Below are 25,438 nucleotides of genomic sequence, written 5' to 3'. Positions count from 1 at the left end.
GGGGCGTGTTGTTTTACTGCTCAAAATAAACTATCCGCAAAATGCGAAGCTCGGACTACAATGCGCCAACATCGGCATTTAACAAGAAAGTGCAATTGGAAATGCATCACAATCTTTACCGATATGAGGGGCTCCTCAGCGCCCGCTCGGTCGAGGCGCTTGACGCAGAATTTCAGCAACTGACGCACGTACTGGGTTATCACGCGCTGTTCTACGCACCGTTGCTGCCGCGCCGCGAGCGCGAGGCGGCGGCGTTTCACGCGGGCGACGAGCGCATTACCGCCGAGGGCATGCCGAGCCGGCACATCTTCACGACGTTTCCGGGCGCGTGGATCGAGCGCTATCAAGTGGCCGGCTACGCGGAAGTCGACCCGGTGCTCATCGCCGCAAACCTGTCGCCGCTGCCGATTCTCTGGCGCTCGTTTCTCACACAGAAACGGCCACATCCGATTTTCGCGGATGCGCGTGAGCACGGACTCGGCTGCGGTGTGACCGTGCCGCTGTACGGTGCGGCCGGCGAGCGTGCGATTTTCACGGCGGCAACCTCGCAATCGCCGGACGAGTGCGCCGAACACGAAGCGCGCATGATGGGCGAGATTTATCTGGGCGCGCTGTATTTCCATCAGGCGGTGCAGCAACTCGACATGCAGTGGGTGGCCAGCCGCAGTGCGGGCAAGTTGAGTCCTCGCGAAATCGAAAGTCTGTTGTGGGCGGCGCGCGGCAAGACGGCATGGGAAATCGGCCTGATTCTGAAGATCTCCGAGCACACCGTGACGTTCCACATCAATAACGCCAAGCGCAAGCTGGGTGCCGTCAATCGCCATCAGGCAATTGCCGCCGCCATTAGCAGCGGATTAATTGCCCCCTGAATTCATGGGCGGCGTTGATTCATCGCCCTGAATTCCATCGCATTTCCCCGGAAACACCGCTTTCCAATTCCCACGGGATGAAATGGCTCGATCTTCGAGAGATCGATGCCATCTCGCCGTCGCTTGTTCGCCATTCCGGCGCCATTTATCGGTTAATTCGCCCTGATTTAACAGCTTTTGCGAAACAGTGTGTTGTCGCAATCGGGCTGGCTCATTGCTAGGGGAAAACTATAATTTACTCAGGACGAAAGCTGGCTCGCATGCGGTTTTCGCTCCCTGAGCGTCAAATTAACGATAAAAGGAGTTTTCCATGAAAAAGAACCTGTTGACTGCCGTCGCGCTCGTTGGCTTTGCCATGGCCGCCGGTTCGGCATTTGCTGATCAGACGCAAACGGGTGGTGTGACGCGTGCGCATGTGCGCGCTGAACTGCAAGCGGCTCGCGAACTCGGTCTGTCGCCGGTGACGGAATTCAACTTCCCGTACACCTATGAACAGTCGATTCAACTGCAAAAACGTACGGCCGAAATTGAAGCCGCACAGCAAGGTGTCGCAACGCAACCGATGACCAACTAAGCACGCAAGCCTACGTTGTCAGTTTGACCCGCTGTTAGTTGCCCCCGATTCGCCGACGGCCCGCCTGACCTTTCCGTCCCGCCCGCGCCGCGCGAATCCACCCGACGCCGTACCGCGTCACTTACCACAGCCCCGCCCGAGGATTCGTTCCCGACGGGGCTTGTGTGTTTCTGGGGCCCGGTGTTTGCGGCCTACGCAATCCTAGGCAAACCCAGTCAAACAAAAAGCGGATGTGTCTTGCGACAACATCCGCTTTTTTGCGTCCGGCTGCGTCGGGCTTTCCCGGTCGGCTCAGTTTGTCTTGACGACCGGTGCCTCGGGGGCGCTCTGCGCGTTCTCCCCCTCCTCCCCCTTCTCGTGCTTCGCATGCGATTCTGCCAGTGAAGTCGCATCGTTAGCGGCACTCGACTGCCAGCCACCGCCAAGGGCGAGGAACAGGTTGATCTGATCCATGGCGACTTGTGTCTGCGAGGCGGCCAGTGCGGCTTCCGTACTGGCATGCGTGCGATCGGCGTCGAGACTCGTGAGGTACGGCGCGCGCCCGGCCTGATACAGCCTGCGATTCTGATCCGCCGCGAGACTCGACTTGTCGCGGGCATCGCGCAGGGCGTCGTCGCGTTCGAGTTCGTGGGTGTAGGCCGACAGGGACGTCTGCGTTTCCTGCAAGGCCTTGAGCACCACGCCGTCGAAGTGCGCGAGCGCCGCATCCGCGCCGGCTTCCATGCCCTTGATGTGGGCGCGCACGCCGTTGGTCGGCAGCGACCACGAGATCATCGGTCCCACGCTCCACTGTTCCGTACGGCCCTGCCCGAAGTGTTCGAGCATGCCGCTGGCGCCGACCGACGCCCCGATACGGATGGTCGGATACAAGTCTGCCGTGGCTACGCCGATCTTGGCCGTGGCCGAGGCCAGTTCGCGCTCTGCCTGACGCACGTCGGGGCGGCGCTTGAGCAGTGCCGTACCGTCACCGACGGGCAGCGCCTGCTTGAGTTGCGGAATCTGACGGCACTCGGTCACCTTCGGATCGAGCGAGCCCGGCACCTTGCCGAGCATCACGGCGAGCCGGTACGTGGCGGCTTCGTGTTGTGCCTTGAAGTGGGGCAGGGCGGCGCGCAGCGTGTCGGCCTGCGACTGTGCGCGCAACAGATCGGTCGGCTGATCGCGGCCGACGTCGACGAGCTTGCGCGTGATCGCCACACTCTTTTCCTGCAACTTCAGTTGATCGTTGGCGATGTCGAATTCGTGATTGGCCGCGCAGCTTTGCACGTAGGCGCGCACGGTTTCGGCGGCCACGCTGACGCGGGCCACATCGAGTGCCGCGTGGCTGGCTTCGGCGGCGGCGAGCGCGGCTTCATCCGCACGGGCGAGTCTGCCGAAGAAGTCGATCTGATATGAAATCGACAGCGCTGCGGCGGCAAGATTGATCACCGGCAGCTTTTCTTCCTGAAGAAAACTCTCGCCCGAAAGCTGCGCGCGCGCTGCGTTGGCTTCGACGCCGCCTTGCGGCAGATTCTCCGATTCGACCTCGTGATACATCGCAATCGCGCGCTGCACGTTGGCCACGGCCACGCGCACGTTGGTGTTTGCAGCGAGGGCCTGCTTCACGAGCGCGTCAAGCTTCGGGTCGTCATAGAGTTGCCACCAGTCGTCCGGCACCTCGCCGATCGACACGGCGCGCTGGTTGGCCGTCGCGATCGGGCCATTGGCTTGCGCCGAGCGCATCACCGAGTTCTCTGGCAGATGGTAGTCGGGACCGACGGTGGTGCAGCCCGCGACGAGTGCCGTGGCCGCAGCCACCGCACTCATCAAGATCAATCTGGTTTTCACTGCTGTGCTCCCTGAAGGGAACCGGTCGAGCGCGCGGCGGCAACGGTGGTGTGCGCAGCGCTGTCAGTCGCCTCGGCGGCCGCGGCGGACTTTGACGGATTGCCTTCTTTCGATCCTTCTTTCGATCCCTCTTTCGATTTATGGCCCTGCGCTTCCACGACCGTCACGGTGGCGGTGCGGCCGGCGACGAGCCGCATGTCCTTGGGCACATCGTCGAGCGCAATGCGCACCGGAATGCGCTGGGCAAGACGCACCCAGTTGAACGTCGGGTTGACGTTCGGCAGCATCGACGCGCCGCTGGTGCGGTCGCGGTCTTCGATACCGGCGACGATGCTCTGCACATGACCGTGCAGCACGTGGCGCTCGCCCATCAGGCGCACTTCAACCTTGTCGCCGATGTGAATGCCGCGCATCTTTGTTTCTTCGAAATAACCTTCCACGTGCAGCGAATTCGCGTCGACCATCGAGAGCACCGGACGGCCCGTGCTCACGTAGTCGCCCACGCGCGGCAGGCGATCGTTCAGATAACCGTCGGCCGGTGCCAGCACGCGAGTGCGTTCGAGATTGAGCTTGGCGAGTTGCACGGCGGCATTGGCTTGCGCCACCGCAGCTTCACCCGACTCGACTTTGGCCTGACCGGCTTCGACGACTTCTTTCGCGACGACTTCCGTCAGTTGATGATTGCGAGCGTTTTCGCGACGCGACTGGGCCAGCGTGGCGCGCAGCGCGGCGGCGTTGGCTTCGGCCTGTTGCAGCGCCAGTGTGTAGCGGTCGCGGTCGATCACGAACAGCAGGTCGCCGCGATGCACGGGCTGGTTGTCCTTGACCTCGACATCGGTGATGAGGCCGGAGACGTCGGGCGCCACCTGCACGATGTCGGCACGGATGCGGCCGTCGCGGGTCCACGGGGCGACGGTGTAGTAGTCCCACAGGTGCAGGAGAACAAAGACCGCAACGACCGAGACGGCGAGCGTCAGGATGACGGGCCCAAGGGAGCGAAGTTTCAGTTTCATGATTGGCAGGCGCGCACGATAGCGACAATGCCGCCCAGCGCAATGATGTACACAGCAAGGTTGAATAACGAACGGTGCCAGACCAGCTTGTAAAAGCCGGTGCGCGCGAGCACGAAGCGCAGCGCACCTGTCAGCACGAAGGCCACGATCATCAGGGCCAGCAGCATCGGCACGAATACGCCGTAGATGTCGATCTCTCCGCTCATTGGGCACTCTCAGGTCGTGTGGCCGGGAACAGCGCAATGTGGATGTCCATGAGCGAGGCGCGCGCGCTGCGCGAGGCCTGATCGCTATGGGCCACCAACGAGCGCACAGCGCCCAGCAGTTTGTCGTGCAGCGTGGTGTCGGGCTGGCTCACTTGTTCGTCGAGTCGCGACTGATAAAAGCGCGCCACGTCGGTGAGCACGGCCTGTACGGCATCGCGCTGCGAGGAGTTCAGATGCGGCAGCTCTCGCTGCAACGCCAGCGCCGAGAGTTCGACGCGCACTTCGGTAAAGCCGTCGCTTGACGTCTCGCTCTCGCTGGCGGCGAGTCGCGGCACCAGTTGACCGAGCCGGTCGAGCAGTCGCGCACGCAGGCGGCCGTGTTCGGCAACCGAGCGGCCGACGGCGTTCTTCGCAATGTCGCGCCAGCTCGAATGAATCAGCCGCCGCATCGCCACGCGTGTGCCGAACGGGCGCGTCTGCAAGGTCCAGAGCAGCGCGAACAGCACGCCGGCAAGCCCCGCGATGTTGCTGTTGAAGAACGCCGAGAAGTCGGCGCTGTAGCCGCCCTGAATGCCGACGAAGCTCGCCGTATTCACGGCAACGAGCATCGCCACCATCGTGAAGCGCGGCTGCGGGATGAACGTGCCGAGCAACAGATACGGCACGGCAAACATCGCCACCAGCAGACCGAAGTCGTGCGCGTTCGTGAGGATGAAGAACACGTACACGGCAGCGAACACCACGCACACGGCCGTCGCCCAGAAGAACGAGCGGATGAAAGGGGCTGGCTCGTCCATCGCCGCAAAGAAGCAGCAGGCCACGGCACCGAGCGAGACGCCCGCAGCACCATCGTTCCAGCCCGTATATATCCACGCCATGCCCATCAGGAACGTGCACAACGCTGCCGATATGGTCGAGAACAGCAGCAAGCCGTGGTCGTAGTGGCGCGCACCGCCCAGTTCCCAATACGGAAACGCCGGTTTCCACTCGGGCGCGTCGTCGGTCTGGCCGAAGCGGCGTTGCAGCGACACGCAGTCCTGCCACAACTGCACGAGCGAGCGCAGGCGGTCTTCGGTCGCCGAGACGAGCGCGGCATACCAGTCGGAGGCCTCGCCGGGCAATGCCGCCGGCTTGAGCAGATGGGCAGGCGCTGGTGACGGGGCGCCCTGACGCAGCCATGCGACCACGTCGGCCATCTTGGCTTCGAGCGCTTCCGGGGCCCCTTGCGGGTGCTGGCGAAGCGTCTGTACCAGCGATGCGACGGTCGAGAGCACCGGCATCATCATCGTCATGCGCCCGCGCAGTTCTTGCGCATCGCGTACACGCGCCGATGTGTCGGCGTCGTACGAAAGCTGGCTGATCAATTGATCGAGCGCCAGAATGTCGGCCGCCATCCGGTGGCGGCTCATGTGGCGCGAGGCCTTGCCGTCGGGGTCGGCCGAGAGCATGTCCATGGTCCAGCGCGCGGCATCGACCAGCCAGCGGCCCGAGCGATCGTGCAATACCTTCGCCACGCTGGTGGGCAGGATGACCGCGCCGACGACGCTCGCACAGACGATGCCGAGAATGATCTCTTCCGAGCGCGCCACGGCGATGTCGAAGATACCGTCGGGTGTCCCCACCGCAGGCAGAGCAATCAGCGGCAGCGTGTACGACGCGAGCAAAAACACATAGCTGCGCGGCGAGCGATGGAGCAACGAAATATAGAGCAGCGTGCCGGTCCACAGGCCGACCGCGGCCATCAGCAATTCAGGCGTATTGACCAGCGCGGGAACGAAGACGATCGATGCGGCTGCGCCGAGCAGCGTGCCCAGCACCCGGTACAGGGCCTTGGAGCGCGTGGCGCCCGTGAGCGGATGCGACACGATGTAGACCGTGGCCATCGCCCAGTAAGGGCGTGGCAGGCCGAGCGCGAGCGCGATGTAGAGCGCCAGCATCGAGGCGACAAACGCCTTGATCGAGAAAATCCAGTCGCGTGAGGATGGCCAATTGAACACGGTTTACTTCTTGGGGGGCACCATCGCGAGAATGGTCGCATCGGGACCCGTCGCGCTGGAGAGGATTTCGAACACGCGCAACACCGCTTCGAAATCCTCGCGGGGCACGTTGGCGAAAACCTTCGCGCGCAACTGGCTGAGTTCGATTTCGAGCTTTTCGGCGAGCGCTTCGCCGGCCTCCGTCAGCCGCAGCGCGTTGGCGCGCCGGTCGCTGGCATCGACTTCGCGCAGCACGAGCCCGGCGGCGCACAACTGATCGAGCAGCCGTACCAGCGAGGCGCCTTCGAGCCCGACATATTCGGCAAGCTCGACCTGACGCACACCCTGGCCAAGACGGCGGATGAACAGCAGCGGCCCGGCGCTGGCGGCAGAAATGCCGTACTCGACGATTGCGCTTTGCGATAACTGGCGCCACTGCTTACCGGCCAGCAACAGGTGGCTGGTGAAAGCGAAGCGGAGCGATTCTAGGGAGGTCATGGAGAAAGATTATATGTTAACTAATAATTAGGATGCTAGTTAATACGGTATTGCTCCAGACGAAGGAATACCCGTAAGTCCTTGCTGGTATTGGTTTTTAGCCTTGCGCGCGAGGTAACGAAACGGCCCCGCAACGCGCCGATTTCGTGCTGCGGGGCTGTTTTATTTTTGAGAAACGGGAATTTCGGCGGTGGGAGACGTGGTGTGAATGGCCTTCTGCCGGTATCCCCCGGGCTTGCTATTGACCTGTCACCGCCCGCGCCCGCGGGTAAGATACAGACACTAAAATGGCGCCACAGGCACTCAGGAAACACGGCTTATGACATCGAAAGGACTGGATAGCGAATCGTTCGCGCTGCTGCTCGCGACCGTGCAACGTTTTATTCGCGAGCGGCTTGTGCCCGCCGAGAACGACGTCGAAGAAGACGACGAAGTGCCTGCCGCGCTGGTCGAGGACATGAAGGAGATGGGCCTCTTCGGCCTGTCGATTCCCGAGGAGTACGGCGGCATCGGCTTGTCGATGGCGCAGGAAGTGCGCGTGGCCTATGAGTTCGGTCAGACGTCGCTGGCGTTTCGCTCGGTTTTCGGCACCAACGTCGGCATCGGCTCGCAAGGCATTCTGATGGACGGCACCGACGCGCAGAAAAGCGACCTGCTGCCACGCGTGGCGAGTGGCGATCTGGTCATGTCGTTCGCGCTGACGGAGCCCGATGCCGGGTCCGATCCCGCCGCACTCAAGACACGTGCCGTGCTCGACGGCGACACCTATGTCATCGACGGCGTGAAGCGTTTCATCACTAACGCGCCGCGCGCCGGGGCGTTCACGCTGATGGCGCGCACGGGCGGCGAGGGCGCAGGCGGCATCTCGGCGTTCATCGTGCCCGCCGACACCCCGGGGCTCTCGCTCGGCAAGCCCGACAAGAAGATGGGGCAGCGTGGCACGAAGACCTGCGACGTGGTGCTCGACGGCGTGCGCGTGCCGGCAGCCAATATCATCGGCGGCGAGGCGGGCAAGGGTTTCAAAACTGCCATGAAGGTGCTCGATCGCGGCCGCCTGCATGTGGCGGCGCTCTCCTGCGGCATGGCACAGCGCATTCTCAACGAAGCCGTAGCGTATGCGCGCGAGCGCAAGCAGTTCGGGCAACGCATCGGCGACTTTCAACTGGTGCAGGCCATGCTGGCCGACAGTCAGGCCGAGCTTTATGCCGGTTGGTCGATGGTGCAGGACTGTGCGAATCGATACGACGCGAAACCGGCGGGCAAGCGCGACGCCGAAGTGAGCATGCTGGCGTCGTGCGCCAAGCTGTTCTGTACCGAAATGGTCGGGCGCGTGGCCGATCGCGGCGTGCAGGTGCATGGCGGCGCGGGCTATATCAACGAGTACAAGGTCGAGCGCTTCTATCGCGACGTGCGCCTGCTGCGTCTTTACGAAGGCACGACGCAGATTCAGCAACTGATTATCGGCCGCGCATTGATGCAGGACGATTGACGTTTCAGGCGGCATTCGCCCTGATACACTCGCTGGCGTTCGCTGCCCCCAAGAGCTGCCGTCGTGTCCGACCCGTTATCGCAAGGCCCGCAATCGCCATCAACACCCCAGCCGCCGGCACAACCCGCCCGGACGGTGTCGCAAACGGCCTTGCCGTTGCTCGTCGCGTCGACTTTCTTCATGGAGAACCTCGACGCGACGATTATCACCACGTCGCTGCCCGCCATGGCGCACGACTTCGGGGTTGCCCCTTCCGCGCTTTCCATCGGCTTGTCGGCCTATCTGGTCGCACTCGCTGCGTTTATCCCCGCGAGTGGATGGCTGGCTGACCGGCTCGGGCCGCGCCGCGTATTCCCGTCGGCGATTGCCTTGTTCACGCTCGCTTCGGTGCTGTGCGCGATGAGCACCAGCCTCGACATGTTCACCGTGTGCCGTGTGCTGCAAGGGCTGGCAGGCGCGATGATGGTGCCCGTCGGACGGCTCGTCGTGTTGCGCAACACCCCCAAACCGGCGCTCGTTCGCGCCATCGCCACCATCACATGGCCCGGGCTTGCCGCGCCGGTACTTGGGCCCGCGTTGGGCGGCTTCATCTCGTCGACGTGGAGCTGGCACTGGATCTTCCTCATCAACGTGCCGCTGGGCATCGCTGCGTTCGCTGCGGCGTTGTGGCTGGTCAAGCCGTCGCCGGGTCAGCGCAAGCCGTTCGACTTTGCGGGCTTCGTCGCGAGCGGGGTCGGCGCGAGTGCGCTGATGTTCGGCGTGGAGCTGGCCAGCCGCACACCGGCGGACTGGCCGATGGCGATCGGTTGTCTCGTCGTGGGCGGCGTCGCCATGGTGTGGTCGGTGCGGCACTTCCTTCGCACACCGCATCCGCTCATCAATCTGGGCGCGATACGGGTGCAGACATTCGCGGTGGTGGTCTGGGGCGGTTCGCTATTCCGGATTGCCATCGGCAGCGCGCCGTTTCTGCTGCCGCTCATGTTTCAGTTAGCGTTCGGCATGAGCGCGGTGACGTCGGGGTTGCTGATGCTGGCGCTGTTCGCGGGCAACCTCGGGATCAAGCCCGCCACGACACCGATCATGCGGCGCTTCGGTTTTCGTGGCGTGCTGCTCGGTAATGGCGTGCTTGTGGCGATCGGCTTCGCGTTGTGTGCGCTGCTCACGGCAACGACGCCGCTCTGGATCAGTGCGCTCGTACTGCTCTTCGGCGGTATCTGCCGTTCGGTGCAGTTCACGACGTTGGCGACCATGGGCTTTGCCGACGTGCCGCCCGACGACATGAGCGGGGCATCGACCCTCTTCTCAGCGTTGCAGCAGATGACCTCGGGGCTGGGCATCGCGCTCGGCGCGCTGGTGCTCAAGATGACCGAAGTGGCCGGTGCCACGCCCTACAGCGCGGCAAGCTTCCGCTGGACGTTTGTCGTGATGGGCGCGCTGGCGTTGCTCGGCTTGATCGATGGCGCGCGCCTTCCGGCCGATGCCGGCGCACAAGTCAGCGGACATTCGCCCCGGACGGTTCGCTGATCAAGGCGTGCCGCATCGTGGTTCGCCCGCGTCATCGTGGTGCGGGCGAACCGGATCGTGCACTGCTGCGGTGCAGCACGCAGCCTCTGCCTCTTGACTCGCTCCCGGTGGTATTCCCCCCCTCCTGCCTTATCCGGCAACGCTTTGCCGATGACCGTGCGCCCGCTGGCATGCTTGTTGCGTAAGCACTAGCGCTAGCGGCAAAGGCGTCGCGAGCATTGATACCGGTGCGACGTCAGGGGCAAGCCTGCGTTGCACCCAACGGACAACGGCGTCCCTCCGTGCTGCGGCACGGACGGACGCCGTTTTGTTTTTCGGGCGCTGCCACAGGAGCTGTCAACATGCGCAAACCTCGTCTGGTCGTCATCGGCAATGGCATGGCCGGTATCCGCACGCTCGAGGAGCTGCTGGAGATCGCGCCGAATCAATACGACATCACCGTGTTCGGGGCGGAGCCGCATCCGAACTACAACCGCATCCTGCTCTCGCCGGTGCTCGCGGGTGAACAAGCGTTCGCCGACATCGTGCTCAACCCGCTCGATTGGTATGCCGGGAAGGGCATCACGCTGCACTTGGGCAAAGAGGTCACGCAAATCGACCGCCCGCGCCGCGTCGTGCGCTGTGCCGATGGCACCGAAGCGCCTTACGATCGCCTGTTGATCGCAACCGGATCGAGCCCGTTCATCCTGCCGGTGCCGGGCAAGGATCTCGATGGCGTGATCAGTTATCGCGACATTCGCGATACCGAAACCATGATCGAGACCGCTCGCGTCAAGCGTCACGCGGTGGTCATCGGCGGCGGCCTGCTCGGTCTGGAAGCGGCCAACGGTCTGAAGCTGCGCGGCATGGAAGTCACGGTGGTGCATCTGGCCGAGACGTTGCTTGAGCGCCAGCTCGATGCCACGGCGGGCAAGTTGTTGCAGCAGTCGCTGGAAGCACGCGGCCTGACGTTCCGGCTGTCGCATCAGACGGCGGCGATTCTCGGCGACAGTGACGACGGTGCGACCGGTGCCGTGCGCGCGGTGCGCTTTGCCAATGGTGAAGAGATCGCGGCAGATCTGGTCGTGATGGCGGCCGGCATTCGCCCGAACACGACGCTCGCCGAAGCGGCGGGCTTGTACTGTTCGCGCGGCATTGTCGTCTCCGACACGCTCCAGACTTACGACCCGCGCATCTACGCGGTCGGTGAATGTGTGAGCCATCGCGGCGTGGCCTACGGCCTCGTCGCCCCGCTGTTCGAACAGGCCAAGGTCTGCGCGAATCACCTCGCGTTGATGGGCATCGGCAGCTATCGCGGCTCGGTGCTCTCGACCAAGCTCAAGGTCACCGGCATCGATCTGTTTTCGGCAGGCGATTTTCTGGGCGGGGACGGCACCGAAGAAATCGTGTTGTCCGACCCGGCCGGTGGCGTCTACAAGAAGCTCGTGATTCGCGACGACAAACTCGTCGGCGCCTGCCTGTACGGCGACACCGCCGACGGTGCGTGGTACTTCAAGCTGCTGCGCGAAGGGCGCGCGCTGGGTGAGTTGCGCAACAGCATCATGTTCGGTGAATCGAGCGTGGGCGACGTCGGCACGCAAGGGCAAAGCCGCGCCGCGGGCATGGCCGATACCGATGAGGTATGTGGCTGCAACGGTGTGTGCAAGGGCACCATCGTGAAGGCCATCACCGAGAAGGGACTCTTCACGCTCGATGACGTGAAGAAGCACACCAAGGCGGCCAGCTCGTGCGGCTCATGCGCCGGGCTGTGCGAGCAGATTCTGATGAGCACGCTGGGCTCGACTTACGACGCGGCACCCAAAGAAAAGGCGATCTGCGGCTGCACCGACCTGTCGCATGCCGACGTGCGTCGCGCCGTGCGCGAGCATCGGCTGACGTCGCATCGCGCGGCCTACGATTTTCTCGAATGGCGCACGCCCAACGGGTGCGCGACCTGCCGTCCGGCGCTCAACTACTACATGCTCAGCACGTGGCCCAAGGAAGCCGTGGACGATCCGCAAAGCCGCTTCGTCAACGAGCGTGTGCACGCCAACATCCAGAAGGACAACACGTTCTCGGTCGTGCCGCAGATGAAGGGCGGTGTGACGAACGCAAGTGAGCTGCGCCGCATCGCCGACGTCGCGGACAAGTACCAGATTCCGATGGTCAAGGTCACGGGCGGGCAGCGTATCGACTTGCTCGGCGTGAAGAAGGAAGACCTCGTAAGCGTGTGGCGTGATCTGGGCATGCCGTCCGGACACGCCTACGGCAAGTCGATCCGCACCGTGAAGACGTGTGTGGGCAGCGAGTTTTGCCGCTTCGGCACGCAGAACAGCACGCAGATGGGCATCGATCTGGAGACCATGCTCGCGAACATGTGGTCGCCGCACAAGGTGAAGCTGGCCGTGTCGGGCTGTCCGCGAAATTGTGCCGAGGCGGGCATCAAGGACGTGGGCGTGATCGCCGTCGACTCGGGCTGGGAACTGTATGTGGGCGGCAACGGTGGCATCAAGACGGAAGTGGCCGAGTTTCTCGTCAAGGTGAAGACGGCCGAAGAGGTCAAGGAATACACCGGCGCGTTTCTTCAGTTGTATCGCGAAGAAGCCTACTACCTCGATCGCACGGTGCACTACCTCGCGCGGGTAGGACTCGATTACGTGAAGCAACGCGTGGTGCACGACGCGGCCAATCGTCGCGCGTTGTTTGAGCGGTTGCTCTATGCACTCGATGGTCTGCCCGACCCGTGGCAAGCGCGTATCGACGGCAAGCAGGCGAATGAGTATGTGCCGCTCAAGCCGGTCATTCCCATCACACCGGTCGCCGTGAAATCTGCGGCTGCCCCTGCCACCGCCTGAGGACGACGCCATGGAAATGTCTCAACCTATCTGGCTGCATGTGTGCGACATCGATGCGATTCCGCGTCTGGGCACGCGTGTGTTGCCGCATCCTGACGGCAACATTGCGCTGTTTCGCACCGAGAGCGACAAGGTCTTCGCGCTGCGCGACAAGTGCCCGCACAAGGGCGGTGCGCTCTCGCAGGGCATTGTTCATGGCGAGCGTGTGACGTGCCCGCTGCACGCGTGGAACATCGATCTCGCGACGGGGCAGGCCTGTGCGCCCGATGTGGGCTGTGCGGAGCGCTTCGCCGTTCGGCTCGACGGCAGCGACGTGTTGTTGTCGTTCGACGATACAAGTGACGCGACAGTCAACACGCCAGCGGATGCCGACGTGTCGGCCACCGTCTGAGCATTACAGGGCACCCCACACCATGTCCGCGCCGGAGTCCGTCATGAATCTGCTGACCCCTGCTTCCACGTCCATCGCGACGCCTGCCGTGACGACGATCACGAAGACGACCTGCTGCTACTGCGGCGTGGGCTGCGGCATGCTGGTCGAAAGCGATGGCGAGCGCATTGTCGGCGTGCAGGGCGACCCGGCACATCCGGCCAATTACGGACGCCTGTGCAGCAAAGGCATGACGCTGCCGCTCACCGCGCAGTCGCTGGCCGGGCGTGTGCTCATGCCCGAGCTGCGCACGTCGCGCGACGCGGTACGTATCCCCGCCACTTGGGACGACGCGCTCGGCACGGTCGCGTCGCGCTTCGCCGACATCATCCGCGAGCATGGACCCGACGCCGTGGCGTTTTACGTGTCGGGGCAACTGCTCACCGAGGACTATTACGTCTTCAACAAGCTCGCGAAAGGGCTGGTGCGCACCAATAACATCGATACGAACTCGCGGCTGTGCATGTCGAGCGCCGTGAGCGCGTACAAGATGGCGCTCGGTGCCGATGGCCCGCCCACGTGCTACGAGGATCTCGAAGCGGCGAAAACGGTGATCTTCGCGGGCAGCAACATGGCGTATGCGCATCCGGTGCTGTTTCGCCGGCTGGAGGCGGCCCGGGCGGCCGATCCGTCGATTCGCTGGATCGTGGTCGACCCGCGCCGCACCGATACGGCTGCGATGGCGGACCTGCATCTGTCCATCGTGCCCGGCACCGACGTGGCGTTGTTCCACGGCATGCTGCATCACCTGATCTGGGAAGGGCGCATCGACCGCCGCTATATCGATGCGCACACCGAGGGGTTCGACGCGCTCAAGCAAATCCTGCGCGCCTATCCGCCGCAACTCGTCGCGGATGTGTGTGGCATCGAGGAATCGGCGTTGCGTCAGGCGGCGGACTGGTTCGGCGAGAGCCCGGCGGCGCTGTCGCTGTATTGCATGGGCCTCAATCAGTCGAGCCACGGCACGGAAAAGAATCTGGCGTTGATTCATCTGCATCTGGCAACGGGTCAGATCGGGCGTGCGGGTGCGGGCCCGTTCTCGCTCACCGGGCAACCCAACGCCATGGGCGGTCGCGAAGTCGGCGGGCTGGCAACGATGCTCGCCGCGCATCGCGATATCGGCAATGCGGCCCATCGTGCGGAAGTCGAACAGTTGTGGGGCATGCAGGGGCTTTCCGATCGCCCCGGTCTGCCAGCCGTCGAGATGTTCGACGCCGTGCGCGACGGACGCATCAAAGCCATCTGGATCGCCTGCACGAACCCCGTGCATTCGATGCCCGACAGCGCACGGGTGCGCGAAGCGCTCAATGCCGCAGAGTTCGTCGTGGTGCAGGAAGCCTTCCATCAGACCGACACCGTGCCTTACGCCGACGTGCTGCTGCCCGCTACCAGTTGGGGCGAAAAGGCGGGCACGGTGACCAACTCGGAGCGGCGTATCTCGCGCGTGCGTGCGGCGGTCGACGCGCCGGGGGCGGCACGCGCCGACTGGTGGATTGCGAGCGAAGTGGCGCGTCGTCTTGCGCCGAAGCTCGACGTGCCGGTGGAGCGATTTGTCTTCGATTCGACGGAAGCGGTCTTCAACGAGCATCGCGCACTGACGCTCGGCCGCGATCTCGATATTGGCGGCATCGACTACGCGATGCTCGAGCAACAGGGCCCGCAGCAATGGCCGTTTCCGGCGGGAGCCTCGCAAGGGCAGGCGCGTCGTTATGAAGACGGCGCGTTTGCCACGAGCGATGGCCGTGCGCGCTTTCACGCGTTCGAGTACCAGCCGGTGGCCGAGCCGATCAACGCGCGTCATCCGTTCCGGCTGATTACCGGACGGCTGCGTGACCAGTGGCACGGCATGAGCCGCACGGGCCGCGTCGGGCAGTTGTTCGAACACGCCCCTGAGCCCACGCTGACGATGCATCCGACCGACGCCACACGGCGCAGCTTGCGCGCGGGCGACTTCGTACGGCTGTCCAGCCGTCGCGGCGAGCGCGTGTTGATGCTCGCCGTGAGCGACGACGTAGCGTCGGGCACGGTCTTTGTGCCGATGCATTGGAGCGGCCAGTTTCTTGGTGGCGGCGGTGTCAACGACACGACGACGGGCGCCGTCGACAAGTATTCGAAACAGCCCGAATTGAAGCATGCGGCCGTGCGGGTCGATCCGCTGACGTTGCCGTGGCGCGTGTCGGCGGTGCGTCGCGGCGATGCGCTGCAACTGCACGCGGCGGTGCAGCCGTTGCTGGCCGAGCGTCGTTTCGCGACGGTGCGGCTCGAAGGCGACGATCGCGTAGTGGTCTCGGCTGCCGACGATCAGGCCGATGCCGACTGGCTTGAACGGCTGCATACCGCGCTGGGGCTGCCCCGAGACGAAGCGTTGCTCGAATACCGCGACGCGCGCCGGGTCATGACAAAGCGAGTCGCATGGCGAGACGCCGTGATCGAGGGCGTGCTCGTGGCCGGGAGCGAAGCGGATGTGGCGGGATCGGCATCGTTGCTCGCGCGGGTGCGCGAGGGCACGCCGTGGACGCGGGCGCGTCACGCCGTGTTTGTGGCCGACAGCGCCGCGACGCTCAGTGCCGCGCGCGACCGTACGGTGTGTCAGTGCAAGCAGATCAATGCGTCGAGCATCGCTGCGGCGATTGCCTCTGGCGCAGACGTATCAAAACTCAAGGCGACGCTCGGCTGCGGCACGGTCTGTGGATCGTGCGTGCCGGAGTTGCAGCGCATGTGTGTGGCATCGAAGGCGCCGTCGTTCGCAGTGGAACCCTCGGCCACGGCCGGAGCCGTGTGATTGACATGACTTCGACATAACGCTCGCCAGCGTGCGCAGTACCTCACCAACAGGACGTGGAAGAATTGACGGAGAACGATCATGAAGCTCGGCAAAGTTACCCTGCTCAGTGCGGGCCCCGGCGCGCTCGATCTGCTCACGCTGCGCGCCGCGCGGGTGCTGAGCGAGGCCGACGTGCTGCTGGTCGACGATCTGGCCAACCCGGAAATCGTCACCCTCGCGCCGCAGGCCCGCGTGATTGCCGTGGGCAAGCGAGGCGGCTGCCGGTCCACACCGCAGGCGTTCATCGAACGGCTGATGTGCCGGATGGCCCGGCGCGGCGCGCATGTGGTGCGCGTGAAAGGGGGCGACGCGCTGATGTTCGGCCGGGCCGGGGAAGAAATGAGCGCGTTGCGGCGTGCTGGCGTGCCGGTGGACATCGTCAACGGCGTGTCGGCGGCCTTTGCGGCGGCGGCCGGGCTCGGCATGTCGCTCACGCACCGCGATCATTGCGCGGGCGTGACCTTCGTCACCGCGCACCGGCAGGACGGCACGGCGCCGAACTGGACGGCACTGGCCGCGACAGGCACGACGCTGGCGATCTACATGGGCGTGCAGCGGGTCGAAGGCCTGTGTGCGACGCTGCTCGCGCATCTCGACGCCGCAACACCGGCAGCGGCCGTGCAGTGGGCGGGCACGGCACACGAACGGCGCTTGCTGACGACGCTGGGCTGTCTGGCACAGGACGTGCGGGCGGGCGATTTCGCCAGTCCAGCCATTTTGCTCGTTGGCGGCGCGGTCGGTGAGGCGGCACTCGCATCGAGCGTGGACACCATCGCCATCGCCGCCTGATTGGCGTGCCTATACTACCGATACCTAGATTTCCCCCTAACCCTTGGCCCCCACGATCTTGCCAAAACGACCGGATACCGGGGATCGCGCTTCCCCCGCCGACACGTCACCGATAGCCGCTCCCGCCACATCTGCTGCTGCGCCTGCCGGCGTGGGTGGCGTGAGTGGCGCGGCTGGCGTATTGCGCGTGCTGCTCGTGACCGATACCGACAAGCCGATTGGCGACTTGAGGGCGGCGCTCGCGCGTCTGGGCTGCGAGATGCTCGCCGAAGTGGCCAAGCCGCAGGCGTTGCCGCGCGTGGTCGAGAGCGAGCGCCCGGACGTCATCATCATCGATACCGAATCGCCCTCGCGCGACACGCTGGAGCAGTTGGCTGTCATGAACGCGGCAGCACCGCGCACCGTGTTGATGTTCTCTGCCGACGGCAACCAGTCGCTGATTCGCGCCGCCGTCGATGCCGGCGTGACGGCGTATTCGGTGGAAGGGCTCGCCGCTGACCGGCTGGCACCGATTCTCGAAGTGGCGTTGGCCCGCTTTGCGCACGAGGAGAAGTTGCGTGCACGGCTGACCAAGGCCGAGAGCGAACTGGCCGACCGCAAACTGATCGACCGGGCCAAGCGTCTGCTGATGGACCGGCGCAAGATTTCCGAGCAGGAGGCCTATGCCCTTCTGCGCAAACGGGCAATGGATCAGGGCGAGAAGCTCGTCGAAGTGGCGCGCCAGCTCGTCTCGATTGCCGAATTACTGGGATAGACACTGCTCATGTCGACGTCAACATGGAAGGATTTCGGCGCAGGGCGCGCTGACACGCTGAGTGCAGCATCGGGGGGCGCGCCAGAGAAGCGTCACTTGCGCGTGGGATTCGTGGCGCTGTCGGACGCTGCGCCGCTGGTGGTCGCCAAGCGGCTGGAGCTGGGGCACGAGCATGGGCTGACGCTGGAATTGAGCCGCGAGTCGTCGTGGGCTGCCGTGCGCGACAAGCTGCTCACGGGCGAGCTGGATGCCGCGCATTCGCTGTATGGCTTGGTGTACGGCGTGCAATTGGGTATCGGTGGCCCGCGCGAGGACATGGCCGTGCTCATGGTGCTCAATCGTAATGGTCAGGCCGTGACGGTGACGCCGTCGCTGGCGGAGGCGATGACGCAGACCGGGAGCTTGCGCGAGGCATTGGGCACGCTCGGGCGCACGCCGGTGTTTGCGCAGACGTTTCCGACCGGCACGCACGCGATGTTTCTCAATTACTGGTTTGCGGCGCAGGGTATCGATCCGCTCTCGGAGATCGCGCGCATCGTGATTCCGCCCGCCCATATGGTGGCGGCGATGGAGGAGGGCGGGCTGGACGGTTTCTGTTGCGGTGAGCCGTGGCACGCCGTGGCACAGGCGCGCGAACTGGGGCGTACGGTCGCGGTGTCGAGCGACATCTGGCCGAATCATCCGGAGAAGGTGCTCGCTTGCCGACGAGATTTCGTGACCCGCTACCCGAATACGGCGCTGGCCCTTGTGCGAACGCTACTCAGTGCATGCCGGTGGCTCGATATGCCGGGGCACCGGGAAGAGGCCGCCGGGTGGCTGGCCGAACCGGCGTGGGTCGGCGCGCCGCGCGACCTGATCGCCGCTCGGCTGCTCGGCGACTTCGGCAAATTGCAGGGCCGGCACGCGTTGTTGCCGGTGAGCTTCTTCGACGATGGCGCGGTGACTTATCCGCGCCTGTCGGACGGGATGTGGTTCATTTCGCAATATCGCCGCTGGGCAATGATTGGCGACGACGCGCTGGCCGAGGCGGCGCACATCGCGGCGCAGGTCAATCAGATCGGGCTTTACGAGGCGGCTGCGCGAGCTGAAGGCGTGCCCGTTGTGGATGCCCCCGTGCGCGAAGTGCTATGCGATGGCCGCGTCTGGGACGAAGCCGCTTGGGGACCGGGCGCGGATCTTCGTGACTATGTCGAGGGCTTTCCGATTCGGGTGAAGCCGGCCTGAACTAGTGTTTGTGGGCGCTTCGGACGCTTAGCGCGCTTAGCGTGCGAAGGCGTCGCAGTCGCCGCCCGACGTGCAGAAGGCGCGCATCCCCGTGTGGTGATGCAAGTGCAGGTGGCAAACCAGCGCCACCAGTACGAGCTGGCGCGAGAGGTTGGCGAACACCGGCTCAAGGCCAGCGGCCCGGGCGAGTTCGCGCCGGAGCGTCGGGTGCAGGCAGACCAGCGCGAGAATCGCGAAAGATCCGGGTACTGCGAGGAAGGCCGCTAATGCGATTTTTTTTGTCATGACCGTCGTGTGTGGCGCGAGCGCACCGCACTCGCGGCGCACTTCATGGAGACGGCAGGGGGTGTTCAACTGAAACCGGCGCACTCGAGAGTACGCCGGAAGCTTTGCGGGTGCGGGCGCCTCCTCCCGACTCGCAACATGACTGCAAGTTTAAGAGACCACGCGCGACGGATAAATACGCAGATTGGAAAACATCTGTTGTGAAATCTGAACAAAATCCCGGGCAGCTGTCCGGCGCTGCCATCAAATCCACTGATCGTTAGCCACCGTGCGTTCGCCGCCGTCGCCGTCACCGGTGTTTCGTACCCCACGCGGTTCGATCAGCAGCAGCTTGGCTTCCTTCGGCGCGAAAGGCTTGTGCTCAGTGCCTTTCGGCACCACGACCATCTGGCCTGCGGGCACGACGATGGTGCGCTCACCCTCGGGGCCGCCGCGCACGTCGATGTTCAATTCGCCCTCCAGAACGATGAAGGTCTCGTCGGTGTCGCCATGCGCGTGCCAGACGAATTCGCCAATCACCTTGACGACCTTGAACTGGTAGTCGTTCATTTCGGCGACGACGCGAGGCTGCCAATGGCCGTCGATCTGGGAGATTTTGGCTATCGGGTCGATAGCTTGGGACTGTCCGCGATGCGCCGGGGCACCGGCGGCGTTGTAGTGGGAGGAGGGCATCGTTGGCTCCGGTCGTGAGGGGATGCGTCGAGCCTACGCGCTCGGCCCGCGACCGTATTGAACGTTTGTGCGGGGCGGGGCCTCGCGCTTGCCCGCTTATCCTCCGGCGGCGCTGCGGGCGGCCTGAAGCCAGCGGCCCGGCGTCAGGCCGAACGTCTTGAGGAAGTGCCGCGACATATGGCTCTGGTCGGCAAAGCCCGCGTCGGCGGCCGCATTGACCAGTGGTTGGCCGGCCATCAGCAGGCGCCGGACGACGTCGAGCCGGCGCATCGTCAGGTAGCGGTACGGGCTGGTGCCGTAGAACTGGCGGAAATCGCGCGACAGGCTCCAGCGATCTCGGCCGGTCGCGGCTTCGAGCATGTCCAGCGAAACGCCTTGGGTGCAGTTCGCGTGCAGAAAGTCCAGCGCACGGCGCGCAGCAAAAAAGTCCCCCGTGGGGTTGCGCCGGGGATCGCCCGCCACGGTCGCCAGCGCGTGGGCGAGTTCGGTGAGTGCGTCGCTTTGTTCCAACGGCTCAAGCGTGTCGCCGACCTGCTGAAGCAAGGTTTCGGCGGCAGCGGCCAGTCGCGGATCGGTCGACAATCCCCCCTCAACGAACGGCAGCGCGTGCCCGCCAAGCACGGCTTGGAACAGCGACGGCTGCACATAAATCATGCGATAGCGGAAGCCTTCTTCCGTCCCCGCCTGCCCGTCGTGGGCTTCGTCGGGATGCAGCACCATCGTGTGGCCCGGCAGGCTGTCGCGCCGGTCTCGCCGGTAATTGAAGCTTTGCACGCCCGCCAGCGTGCGGCCGATGGCATAGGTGTCGTGGCGATGCATCGCGTACGCATTGCCGTGAAACCACGCTTCAATGCGTTCGACGCCATCGACCGGGGTGGCGCGTTTGACCCAGTCGGCGGTGGCAGGTTTGGTTGTTTGCGGCATAGGCGTGGGGGCGTGCGGGTGTTCCGATGATCGTGAATGTGATCCAGAACCGCAGATTAGCCGATCTTGGCCGCCTGCCCGGCAATGACCCGCCATGTCGCCCCGTGCGGCCGCCAGAGTCGCGTGTAGGCGAACGTGCCATCGAACGTCATCGTCCCGTACTGGCCGGCAAGCGTCGCTTTGGTCGTCGTCAGATACAGCGTGTCGATGCGGCGGATCTGCGTATCGAAAAAGTCCAACTGTTTCAGATGCAACTGCCCGTCGCGATGCACCGTCAGGTCTTCCTGTTTGGTGAGCACGCGCCCGTCGGGCGTGGTGAACACCAGATCGTCGTCCAGCAGGCGCTCCAGCGCGGCGACGTCGCCGGCGAGCATCGCGGCGCGCAGTTCGGCTTCGAGCGCGGTAATGGCAGTGATGGCGGCCGTGTCAGCGCTGGTCTTGTCATCGTCCATGGTCAGGCGTCCTTTAGTCGTCTTGCTGATAACCATTCCCGCAGCGGGAAGAAAGTGTCCGGCATCGACCGTCATAATGGCGCGAACATCATTGCCATTCGTTGATGAAACCGATCATGCAGACCTTGTCGCTCGCGCCCCTTCAGCAGTTCTCCGCCGTCCAGTTCGTTTTAACCGATATGGACGAAACGTTGACTTACCGGGGGCGCTTGGCCGCCGCCACCTATTCGGCGCTCGAGCGTTTGCAGGATAGCGGTATTCGCGTGATTCCGGTGACCGCCGCGCCGGCGGGATGGTGCGACCAGATGGCGCGCATGTGGCCGGTTGACGGGGTGATCGCCGAGAACGGCGGCCTGTTCCTCACCCGGGGGAATGACGGGCACAGCGTGACGCGGACGTATTGGCACGCGCCGGAAGGCGTTGGCGAGGTTCAGCGCCGACTTCAGTCGATTGCAGAGCGGATCGAGGTGAGCATTCCTCATGCGCAACGTGCCGACGATCAGGCTTTCCGGCTCACCAGTCTGGCGTATCGCCGAAGCGCAGCGGAACAGGACCAGCAGATTGTCCGTGCACTTATCGACGCTGGGGCCGACGCCACGATCAACAATCTCTGGGTGCTGGGCTGGCTCGGCGGCTACGACAAGTTATCGATGTCGAAGCGGATACTGGCCGAGGCCTTTGGCGTAGATGCCGAGACCGCTCGCGATGTGGTCGCTTATTCGGGCGATTCCACCAATGACGCACCAATGTTCGCGTATTTCAAACATACGGCGGGGGTGAGCACGGTCGTCGACTATCTGCCGCAACTGCCCGTGCCGCCTGCGTGGATCACGCAGGGACCCGGTGGCGCCGGTTTCGTCGAATTTGCCGAGGCGATCTTGCGAGGGCGAACGGCTGTCTGATCTTGAACGGTCAGTGGCTGCGCCGCGCGAGGACCTCGTCGCGCGGGCCTGCATCGACCACGCGCCCGGCTTCCATGACGACGATGGTGTCGAACCGGCTGAGCAAGCTCGGCCGGTGCACCGAGGCGACTATGCAGGCCGACGGGAAGGCGGCGTCCATGCGATCGAACACACGGGCCTCGGCTTGCGGATCGAGGGCGCTGGTCGGCTCGTCGAGCAACAGCAACGAACTCCCCTGCGCCGCCAATGCACCCCGTGCCAACGCCAGACGCTGACGCTGGCCGCCTGACAGGTTGCCGCCGCGCTCACTGAGGGCGCTGTTCAGGCCGTCGGGCAGTCGCTGCAACACGTCGTCGAACGCGCCGGTATGCACCGCCGACTGCACGAGGGCGTCGTCGGCGGGTTCGCCAAACGTCAGGTTTTCACTGACGCTCGCTTCGAAGACATCGGCTTCCTGCGGGATCAGGGTCGCCAACGCGCGCAGTTCGGACCATGCCACCGCTTGGCCATCGCGTCGCAGTTCGCCTTGCTGCGGCGGGTAGAGACCGGCGAGCATGCGCAGCAACGTGCTCTTGCCGCCGCCGCTCGGGCCGATGAGTGCCACGCGCGCGCCACGTTGCAGCACGAGGTCGACGTGATGCAGACCACCGCGTGCGTTGTTGGCGTAGTGCCAAGTGGCATCGTGCAGCGACAGTGTCTGCCACGCGGCGTCGGGGTCGACGGCGGGCACGGTGGCGTCAGGATCGCTTGGGGCGTCCCAGATCGGCTCGGCACTGCCGTAATCGGTATGCATGCGTGCGAAGCTCTGGAAGTTCGACGCCATGGCACCGACGACCGTCGCGGCCTGCTGGGCATATTGATAAATCATGAAGACAGTTCCCAGCAGGATCGCCTGCCCCGGCTGCCGCGTTTGCAGCACGTACTCCACCACCAGAATCCAAGTAAGCCCCATGCCGAGCAGGTCAACGGCAAACCACTTGCCCTCGTTGACGAGTACCGTGCGGCGTAGCGGCACCATCACGGCGTCCATGCGGCGGCCAAGCACTTTGCGCGAGGCGGCTTGCAGCCGCAGCCCGATGACGGTGCCCGCGTTGCCGACGAAATCGAGCAGCGCAGCGGCGTAGCGGCGTTCTGCATCGTTCTCGGCGCGTGCAAGCTGCATCAGTACCCGGTCGAAACGCAGGATGATGACGGCGATGATCACGTAGCCGGTGATTGCGATCGCGCCGCTAACGCGCGACAGCAGGGCGAGTGCGACCAACGGTCCGACGAAGTTGAAGGCGCTTTGCAGATAACCGAACTGGTTCTGGGCGAAGTCGGACAGCGCGCGGCTCGCCTGCACCACGCGGTGCTGTAGCTCGCCCGAATGTCTGCCGTCGCGCCAGACCAGCGGTGCGGCGGCGATGCGCGCGTAAAGCTCGTCGGCCAGCCGTACCCGCACGCGTACGCCGACGTTGCGTTCCAGAATGCGGCCGGGGCCATGCAGCAGCCACGACAGCAGGTAGATGCCGACGAGGTAAATAATCCATCGGCCGGCCAGCGGCATGTTGTCCTGCTGGAGCGCGTTGATGGCCTGCGCCGCGAGCCATGGCATGGTCAGCCGCAGTAACTGGGCAGCCGACAGCAGGCCGGCAGCGCCGAGCATTTGCGGGCGCACGCCGGCGGCATGGTGCCAGAGCGCACGATAAAGATCGCGTGCCGCGCTGCCGAGGCCGATGGCGGCCGGCGCTGCGGTGGACTCGGGCGCCGTCATGCGTCGTTGGGCGCGCCGAACCAACGCGACGCGGCTTGCGCGAGGGCGTCAAGGTCGGGCGGCGTGGCGCTGCGGGGGGCGTTGGGGTCGTTGGGGTCGTTGGGATCGTTGGAATTGCTAGTGTCGCTGGCCCAGGCGACGAAGCCGTCGGGGCGCAACAGAACGGCACGCAAACCGAAGCGATGCTTGGCGTCGCAGCCGACGTACGCGAAGCGGTCGCGCCAGCGGTTCGCGAGGGTCTTCAATGACGTATCGGCATCGAAGTCCAGCAGCAAGCCCTTGCCGTTCGTGAGCAACGCACCGAGCTTCTTGCCATCGACGAATTCGAAATCCGGCGCGCTGCGACCGACTAACGGATGCTCGCTGCCGAGGTCATAGCGCAGGCATGCTCCCCATACGCGTTCGGCAAAGTAGGTCGCGCCATCGCGGGTGTCGAGGACGTCGCGGAGGATGGCTTCGAGCGCGCGGGAGCTTGGGGCCGGCCGCATGATGCCGATTTGCGCGCGCGACCAGTCGAGCACCTGCGCGCCGACCGGATGACGTTCGGTCGTGTAGGTGTCGAGCAGGTCGGGTGGCGCGTCGCCCCGGACGGTCGCCGCGAGCTTCCACGCGAGGTTCATCGCGTCGCCCAGTCCCAGATTCAGCCCTTGGCCGCCCATGGGCGAATGAATGTGCGCTGCGTCGCCTGCGAGCAGCACGCGTCCCTTGCGATAGGTGGTGGCTTGATGGGCGCGATCGGTCCAGGTGGTCGCCAGCGAGAGGGCGTTCACGGTGACGTCGGTGTTGGAGACGCGGCGTAATACCGTCTGTACGTGTTCGCGCGTGATGGGCTGTGTGCGGTGGAACGCGCCGCCGTCGAAGTCGGCCATCGCGACGGTGCCGGGCGGCTGGTAGGTGTACATGCCCGTGGGCGTGTAGTGGCGGCCGGGCGTGAGTTTGTCCGGATCGGCCAACTCGACCTGCACCGAGTAGCCGGTGAACTCGGGATCGGTGCCGACGAATTCGATGCCAGCAGCTTTGCGCACGGCACTGCGTGCGCCGTCGCAGCCGATCAGCCATTGCGCGCGGAAGATTTCGCCGTTCGCGTGAACGGTGACGCCGTCATCGGTGGTGTCGAAGCCGTCGACGCCGCAACCCCGCCGGATTTGCGCGCCCGATGCAATGGCGCGCGTCGCCAGCACCGTTTCGATGTGTTCCATGTCGACCGCGAAGATGGTGCCGGCCGGGTTGGGCTGGAAGTATGGCCACTTCGAGGTGTCGATATCATCCTGAAAGAACTGGATGCCCGCGAAATGCCCGCCGGGGCGGCGGGCTTGTTGCATCCAGTGCGGGACACTTGCGTTTGCATTCGTGCCGGTGTTGGCCTTCGCACGTTGTGGTGCGGTGATGTCATCGAGCAAGCCGCGACGATAGAAAGCATCGAGCGTGGGCATCGACAGGCCGCGCAATCCGAAGGGCAGCCGTTTTAAAGGCGATTCCGGTGTTTCGGCTTGCTCCAGCACCAAGACCGACAGGCCGGCGAGGCGTAGCTCGCAGGCAAGAAATAAACCGACGGGGCCCGCGCCGGCAATGATGACTTCGTAGATCAAGGTGAATTCCTTTATTGCGTTCGGACGCGG

The 25,438-nt window shown here is 64.6% G+C and carries 22 protein-coding genes; 11 read left to right on the top strand and 11 right to left on the bottom strand.

What is annotated here, in order from left to right; translation table 11 throughout:
- Window positions 1-101 precede the first annotated feature (101 nt).
- Together AT302_RS20985 and AT302_RS20980 are read left to right on the top strand one after the other, a co-directional pair.
- The gene (locus tag AT302_RS20985; RefSeq protein WP_064675125.1) at window positions 102-869 is read left to right on the top strand and encodes an autoinducer binding domain-containing protein; all 768 of its coding nucleotides are present in this window, start codon (window positions 102-104) and stop codon (window positions 867-869) included.
- 310 nt (window positions 870-1,179) lie between these two features.
- On the top strand, window positions 1,180-1,443 hold the full coding sequence (locus AT302_RS20980) for a DUF4148 domain-containing protein (RefSeq protein ID WP_058375676.1): 264 nt from the start codon (window positions 1,180-1,182) through the stop codon (window positions 1,441-1,443).
- A 291-nt stretch (window positions 1,444-1,734) separates the two neighbouring features.
- On the opposite strand, the gene AT302_RS20975 is transcribed toward AT302_RS20980, so the two are convergent.
- Genes AT302_RS20975 through AT302_RS20955 form a run of 5 tightly spaced genes read right to left on the bottom strand, consistent with a single transcriptional unit; the run spans window position 1,735 to window position 6,963 of the window.
- Complete coding sequence (locus AT302_RS20975) at window positions 1,735-3,249, bottom strand: efflux transporter outer membrane subunit (protein WP_064675124.1); 1,515 nt, start codon at window positions 3,247-3,249, stop codon at window positions 1,735-1,737.
- A 17-nt stretch (window positions 3,250-3,266) separates the two neighbouring features.
- Entirely contained in the window at window positions 3,267-4,283 is a 1,017-nt protein-coding gene (locus AT302_RS20970) for an efflux RND transporter periplasmic adaptor subunit (RefSeq protein ID WP_058375674.1), read from the bottom strand.
- Entirely contained in the window at window positions 4,280-4,489 is a 210-nt protein-coding gene (locus AT302_RS20965) for a DUF1656 domain-containing protein (protein WP_058375673.1), read from the bottom strand. The genes AT302_RS20970 and AT302_RS20965 overlap by 4 nt, the downstream gene beginning before the upstream one ends.
- Window positions 4,486-6,486, bottom strand: a complete 2,001-nt coding sequence (locus AT302_RS20960) for an FUSC family protein (protein WP_058375672.1) — start codon at window positions 6,484-6,486, stop codon at window positions 4,486-4,488. Before AT302_RS20960 ends, AT302_RS20965 begins: the two co-directional genes overlap by 4 nt.
- Window positions 6,487-6,489: 3 nt before the next feature.
- Entirely contained in the window at window positions 6,490-6,963 is a 474-nt protein-coding gene (locus AT302_RS20955; protein ID WP_058375671.1) for a MarR family winged helix-turn-helix transcriptional regulator, read from the bottom strand.
- 319 nt (window positions 6,964-7,282) lie between these two features.
- Between AT302_RS20955 and AT302_RS20950 the strand changes: the two genes are divergently transcribed.
- From AT302_RS20950 to AT302_RS20915, 8 genes are all read left to right on the top strand, one after another.
- Complete coding sequence (locus tag AT302_RS20950; protein WP_058375670.1) at window positions 7,283-8,452, top strand: acyl-CoA dehydrogenase family protein; 1,170 nt, start codon at window positions 7,283-7,285, stop codon at window positions 8,450-8,452.
- A gap of 63 nt (window positions 8,453-8,515) precedes the next feature.
- On the top strand, window positions 8,516-9,976 hold the full coding sequence (locus tag AT302_RS20945) for an MFS transporter (protein ID WP_237171981.1): 1,461 nt from the start codon (window positions 8,516-8,518) through the stop codon (window positions 9,974-9,976).
- 341 nt (window positions 9,977-10,317) lie between these two features.
- The gene (gene nirB / locus AT302_RS20940; protein ID WP_058375669.1) at window positions 10,318-12,810 is read left to right on the top strand and encodes a nitrite reductase large subunit NirB; all 2,493 of its coding nucleotides are present in this window, start codon (window positions 10,318-10,320) and stop codon (window positions 12,808-12,810) included.
- Window positions 12,811-12,820: 10 nt separating this feature from the next.
- Window positions 12,821-13,201, top strand: coding sequence for a nitrite reductase small subunit NirD (nirD, locus tag AT302_RS20935; RefSeq protein WP_058375668.1), 381 nt, complete (start codon window positions 12,821-12,823; stop codon window positions 13,199-13,201).
- A 43-nt stretch (window positions 13,202-13,244) separates the two neighbouring features.
- A complete protein-coding gene (locus tag AT302_RS20930) occupies window positions 13,245-16,022 on the top strand; it encodes a nitrate reductase (RefSeq protein ID WP_058375667.1) in 2,778 nt (925 codons plus the stop codon).
- A gap of 81 nt (window positions 16,023-16,103) precedes the next feature.
- Window positions 16,104-16,853: a uroporphyrinogen-III C-methyltransferase gene (gene cobA / locus AT302_RS20925; protein WP_058375666.1), complete on the top strand. Its 750-nt coding sequence runs from the start codon at window positions 16,104-16,106 to the stop codon at window positions 16,851-16,853.
- 160 nt (window positions 16,854-17,013) lie between these two features.
- Window positions 17,014-17,607 carry an ANTAR domain-containing response regulator gene (locus tag AT302_RS20920; protein WP_058375665.1) on the top strand — a complete coding sequence of 198 codons (594 nt, stop codon included), beginning with the start codon at window positions 17,014-17,016 and terminating at the stop codon, window positions 17,605-17,607.
- A 9-nt stretch (window positions 17,608-17,616) separates the two neighbouring features.
- Window positions 17,617-18,831, top strand: a complete 1,215-nt coding sequence (locus AT302_RS20915) for a CmpA/NrtA family ABC transporter substrate-binding protein (RefSeq protein ID WP_058375664.1) — start codon at window positions 17,617-17,619, stop codon at window positions 18,829-18,831.
- Window positions 18,832-18,867: 36 nt separating this feature from the next.
- Here AT302_RS20915 and AT302_RS20910 read toward each other — a convergent pair whose 3' ends face one another.
- The 4 genes from AT302_RS20910 to AT302_RS20895 all read right to left on the bottom strand — a co-directional run bounded on the left by AT302_RS20910 (window position 18,868) and on the right by AT302_RS20895 (window position 21,164).
- Window positions 18,868-19,116, bottom strand: coding sequence for a hypothetical protein (locus AT302_RS20910; RefSeq protein WP_058375663.1), 249 nt, complete (start codon window positions 19,114-19,116; stop codon window positions 18,868-18,870).
- A 243-nt stretch (window positions 19,117-19,359) separates the two neighbouring features.
- Complete coding sequence (locus AT302_RS20905; protein WP_058375662.1) at window positions 19,360-19,788, bottom strand: cupin domain-containing protein; 429 nt, start codon at window positions 19,786-19,788, stop codon at window positions 19,360-19,362.
- A 96-nt stretch (window positions 19,789-19,884) separates the two neighbouring features.
- Entirely contained in the window at window positions 19,885-20,712 is an 828-nt protein-coding gene (locus tag AT302_RS20900; protein WP_058375661.1) for an AraC family transcriptional regulator, read from the bottom strand.
- Between the two features lie 56 nt (window positions 20,713-20,768).
- A complete protein-coding gene (locus AT302_RS20895) occupies window positions 20,769-21,164 on the bottom strand; it encodes a nuclear transport factor 2 family protein (RefSeq protein WP_084656370.1) in 396 nt (131 codons plus the stop codon).
- Between the two features lie 116 nt (window positions 21,165-21,280).
- Here AT302_RS20895 and AT302_RS20890 point away from each other — a divergent pair, with 116 nt between their 5' ends.
- Window positions 21,281-22,066, top strand: coding sequence for an HAD-IIB family hydrolase (locus AT302_RS20890; RefSeq protein ID WP_058375660.1), 786 nt, complete (start codon window positions 21,281-21,283; stop codon window positions 22,064-22,066).
- A gap of 10 nt (window positions 22,067-22,076) precedes the next feature.
- Here AT302_RS20890 and AT302_RS20885 read toward each other — a convergent pair whose 3' ends face one another.
- Together AT302_RS20885 and AT302_RS20880 are read right to left on the bottom strand one after the other, a co-directional pair.
- Window positions 22,077-23,819, bottom strand: a complete 1,743-nt coding sequence (locus tag AT302_RS20885) for an ATP-binding cassette domain-containing protein (RefSeq protein WP_058375659.1) — start codon at window positions 23,817-23,819, stop codon at window positions 22,077-22,079.
- Window positions 23,816-25,408, bottom strand: a complete 1,593-nt coding sequence (locus tag AT302_RS20880; protein WP_218918971.1) for an FAD-dependent monooxygenase — start codon at window positions 25,406-25,408, stop codon at window positions 23,816-23,818. The genes AT302_RS20885 and AT302_RS20880 overlap by 4 nt, the downstream gene beginning before the upstream one ends.
- Window positions 25,409-25,438 lie beyond the last annotated feature (30 nt).

Origin of the sequence: Pandoraea norimbergensis, assembly GCF_001465545.3 — a bacterium.
Classification (GTDB): Bacteria; Pseudomonadota; Gammaproteobacteria; order Burkholderiales; family Burkholderiaceae; genus Pandoraea; species Pandoraea norimbergensis.
This window is presented reverse-complemented; position numbering and strand designations above follow the sequence as displayed.

Excerpts from the sequence above, each read along its gene's own strand:
- AT302_RS20985 (WP_064675125.1), top strand. The coding sequence starts at position 102 with ATGCATCACAATCTTTACCGATATGAGGGGCTCCTCAGCGCCCGCTCG.
- AT302_RS20980 (WP_058375676.1), top strand. The coding sequence starts at position 1,180 with ATGAAAAAGAACCTGTTGACTGCCGTCGCGCTCGTTGGCTTTGCCATG.
- AT302_RS20975 (WP_064675124.1), bottom strand. The coding sequence starts at position 3,249 with ATGAGTGCGGTGGCTGCGGCCACGGCACTCGTCGCGGGCTGCACCACC.
- AT302_RS20970 (WP_058375674.1), bottom strand. The coding sequence starts at position 4,283 with ATGAAACTGAAACTTCGCTCCCTTGGGCCCGTCATCCTGACGCTCGCC.
- AT302_RS20965 (WP_058375673.1), bottom strand. The coding sequence starts at position 4,489 with ATGAGCGGAGAGATCGACATCTACGGCGTATTCGTGCCGATGCTGCTG.
- AT302_RS20955 (WP_058375671.1), bottom strand. The coding sequence starts at position 6,963 with ATGACCTCCCTAGAATCGCTCCGCTTCGCTTTCACCAGCCACCTGTTG.
- AT302_RS20950 (WP_058375670.1), top strand. The coding sequence starts at position 7,283 with ATGACATCGAAAGGACTGGATAGCGAATCGTTCGCGCTGCTGCTCGCG.
- nirB (WP_058375669.1), top strand. The coding sequence starts at position 10,318 with ATGCGCAAACCTCGTCTGGTCGTCATCGGCAATGGCATGGCCGGTATC.
- nirD (WP_058375668.1), top strand. The coding sequence starts at position 12,821 with ATGGAAATGTCTCAACCTATCTGGCTGCATGTGTGCGACATCGATGCG.
- AT302_RS20930 (WP_058375667.1), top strand. The coding sequence starts at position 13,245 with ATGAATCTGCTGACCCCTGCTTCCACGTCCATCGCGACGCCTGCCGTG.
- cobA (WP_058375666.1), top strand. The coding sequence starts at position 16,104 with ATGAAGCTCGGCAAAGTTACCCTGCTCAGTGCGGGCCCCGGCGCGCTC.
- AT302_RS20915 (WP_058375664.1), top strand. The coding sequence starts at position 17,617 with ATGTCGACGTCAACATGGAAGGATTTCGGCGCAGGGCGCGCTGACACG.
- AT302_RS20910 (WP_058375663.1), bottom strand. The coding sequence starts at position 19,116 with ATGACAAAAAAAATCGCATTAGCGGCCTTCCTCGCAGTACCCGGATCT.
- AT302_RS20905 (WP_058375662.1), bottom strand. The coding sequence starts at position 19,788 with ATGCCCTCCTCCCACTACAACGCCGCCGGTGCCCCGGCGCATCGCGGA.
- AT302_RS20900 (WP_058375661.1), bottom strand. The coding sequence starts at position 20,712 with ATGCCGCAAACAACCAAACCTGCCACCGCCGACTGGGTCAAACGCGCC.
- AT302_RS20895 (WP_084656370.1), bottom strand. The coding sequence starts at position 21,164 with ATGGACGATGACAAGACCAGCGCTGACACGGCCGCCATCACTGCCATT.
- AT302_RS20890 (WP_058375660.1), top strand. The coding sequence starts at position 21,281 with ATGCAGACCTTGTCGCTCGCGCCCCTTCAGCAGTTCTCCGCCGTCCAG.
- AT302_RS20885 (WP_058375659.1), bottom strand. The coding sequence starts at position 23,819 with ATGACGGCGCCCGAGTCCACCGCAGCGCCGGCCGCCATCGGCCTCGGC.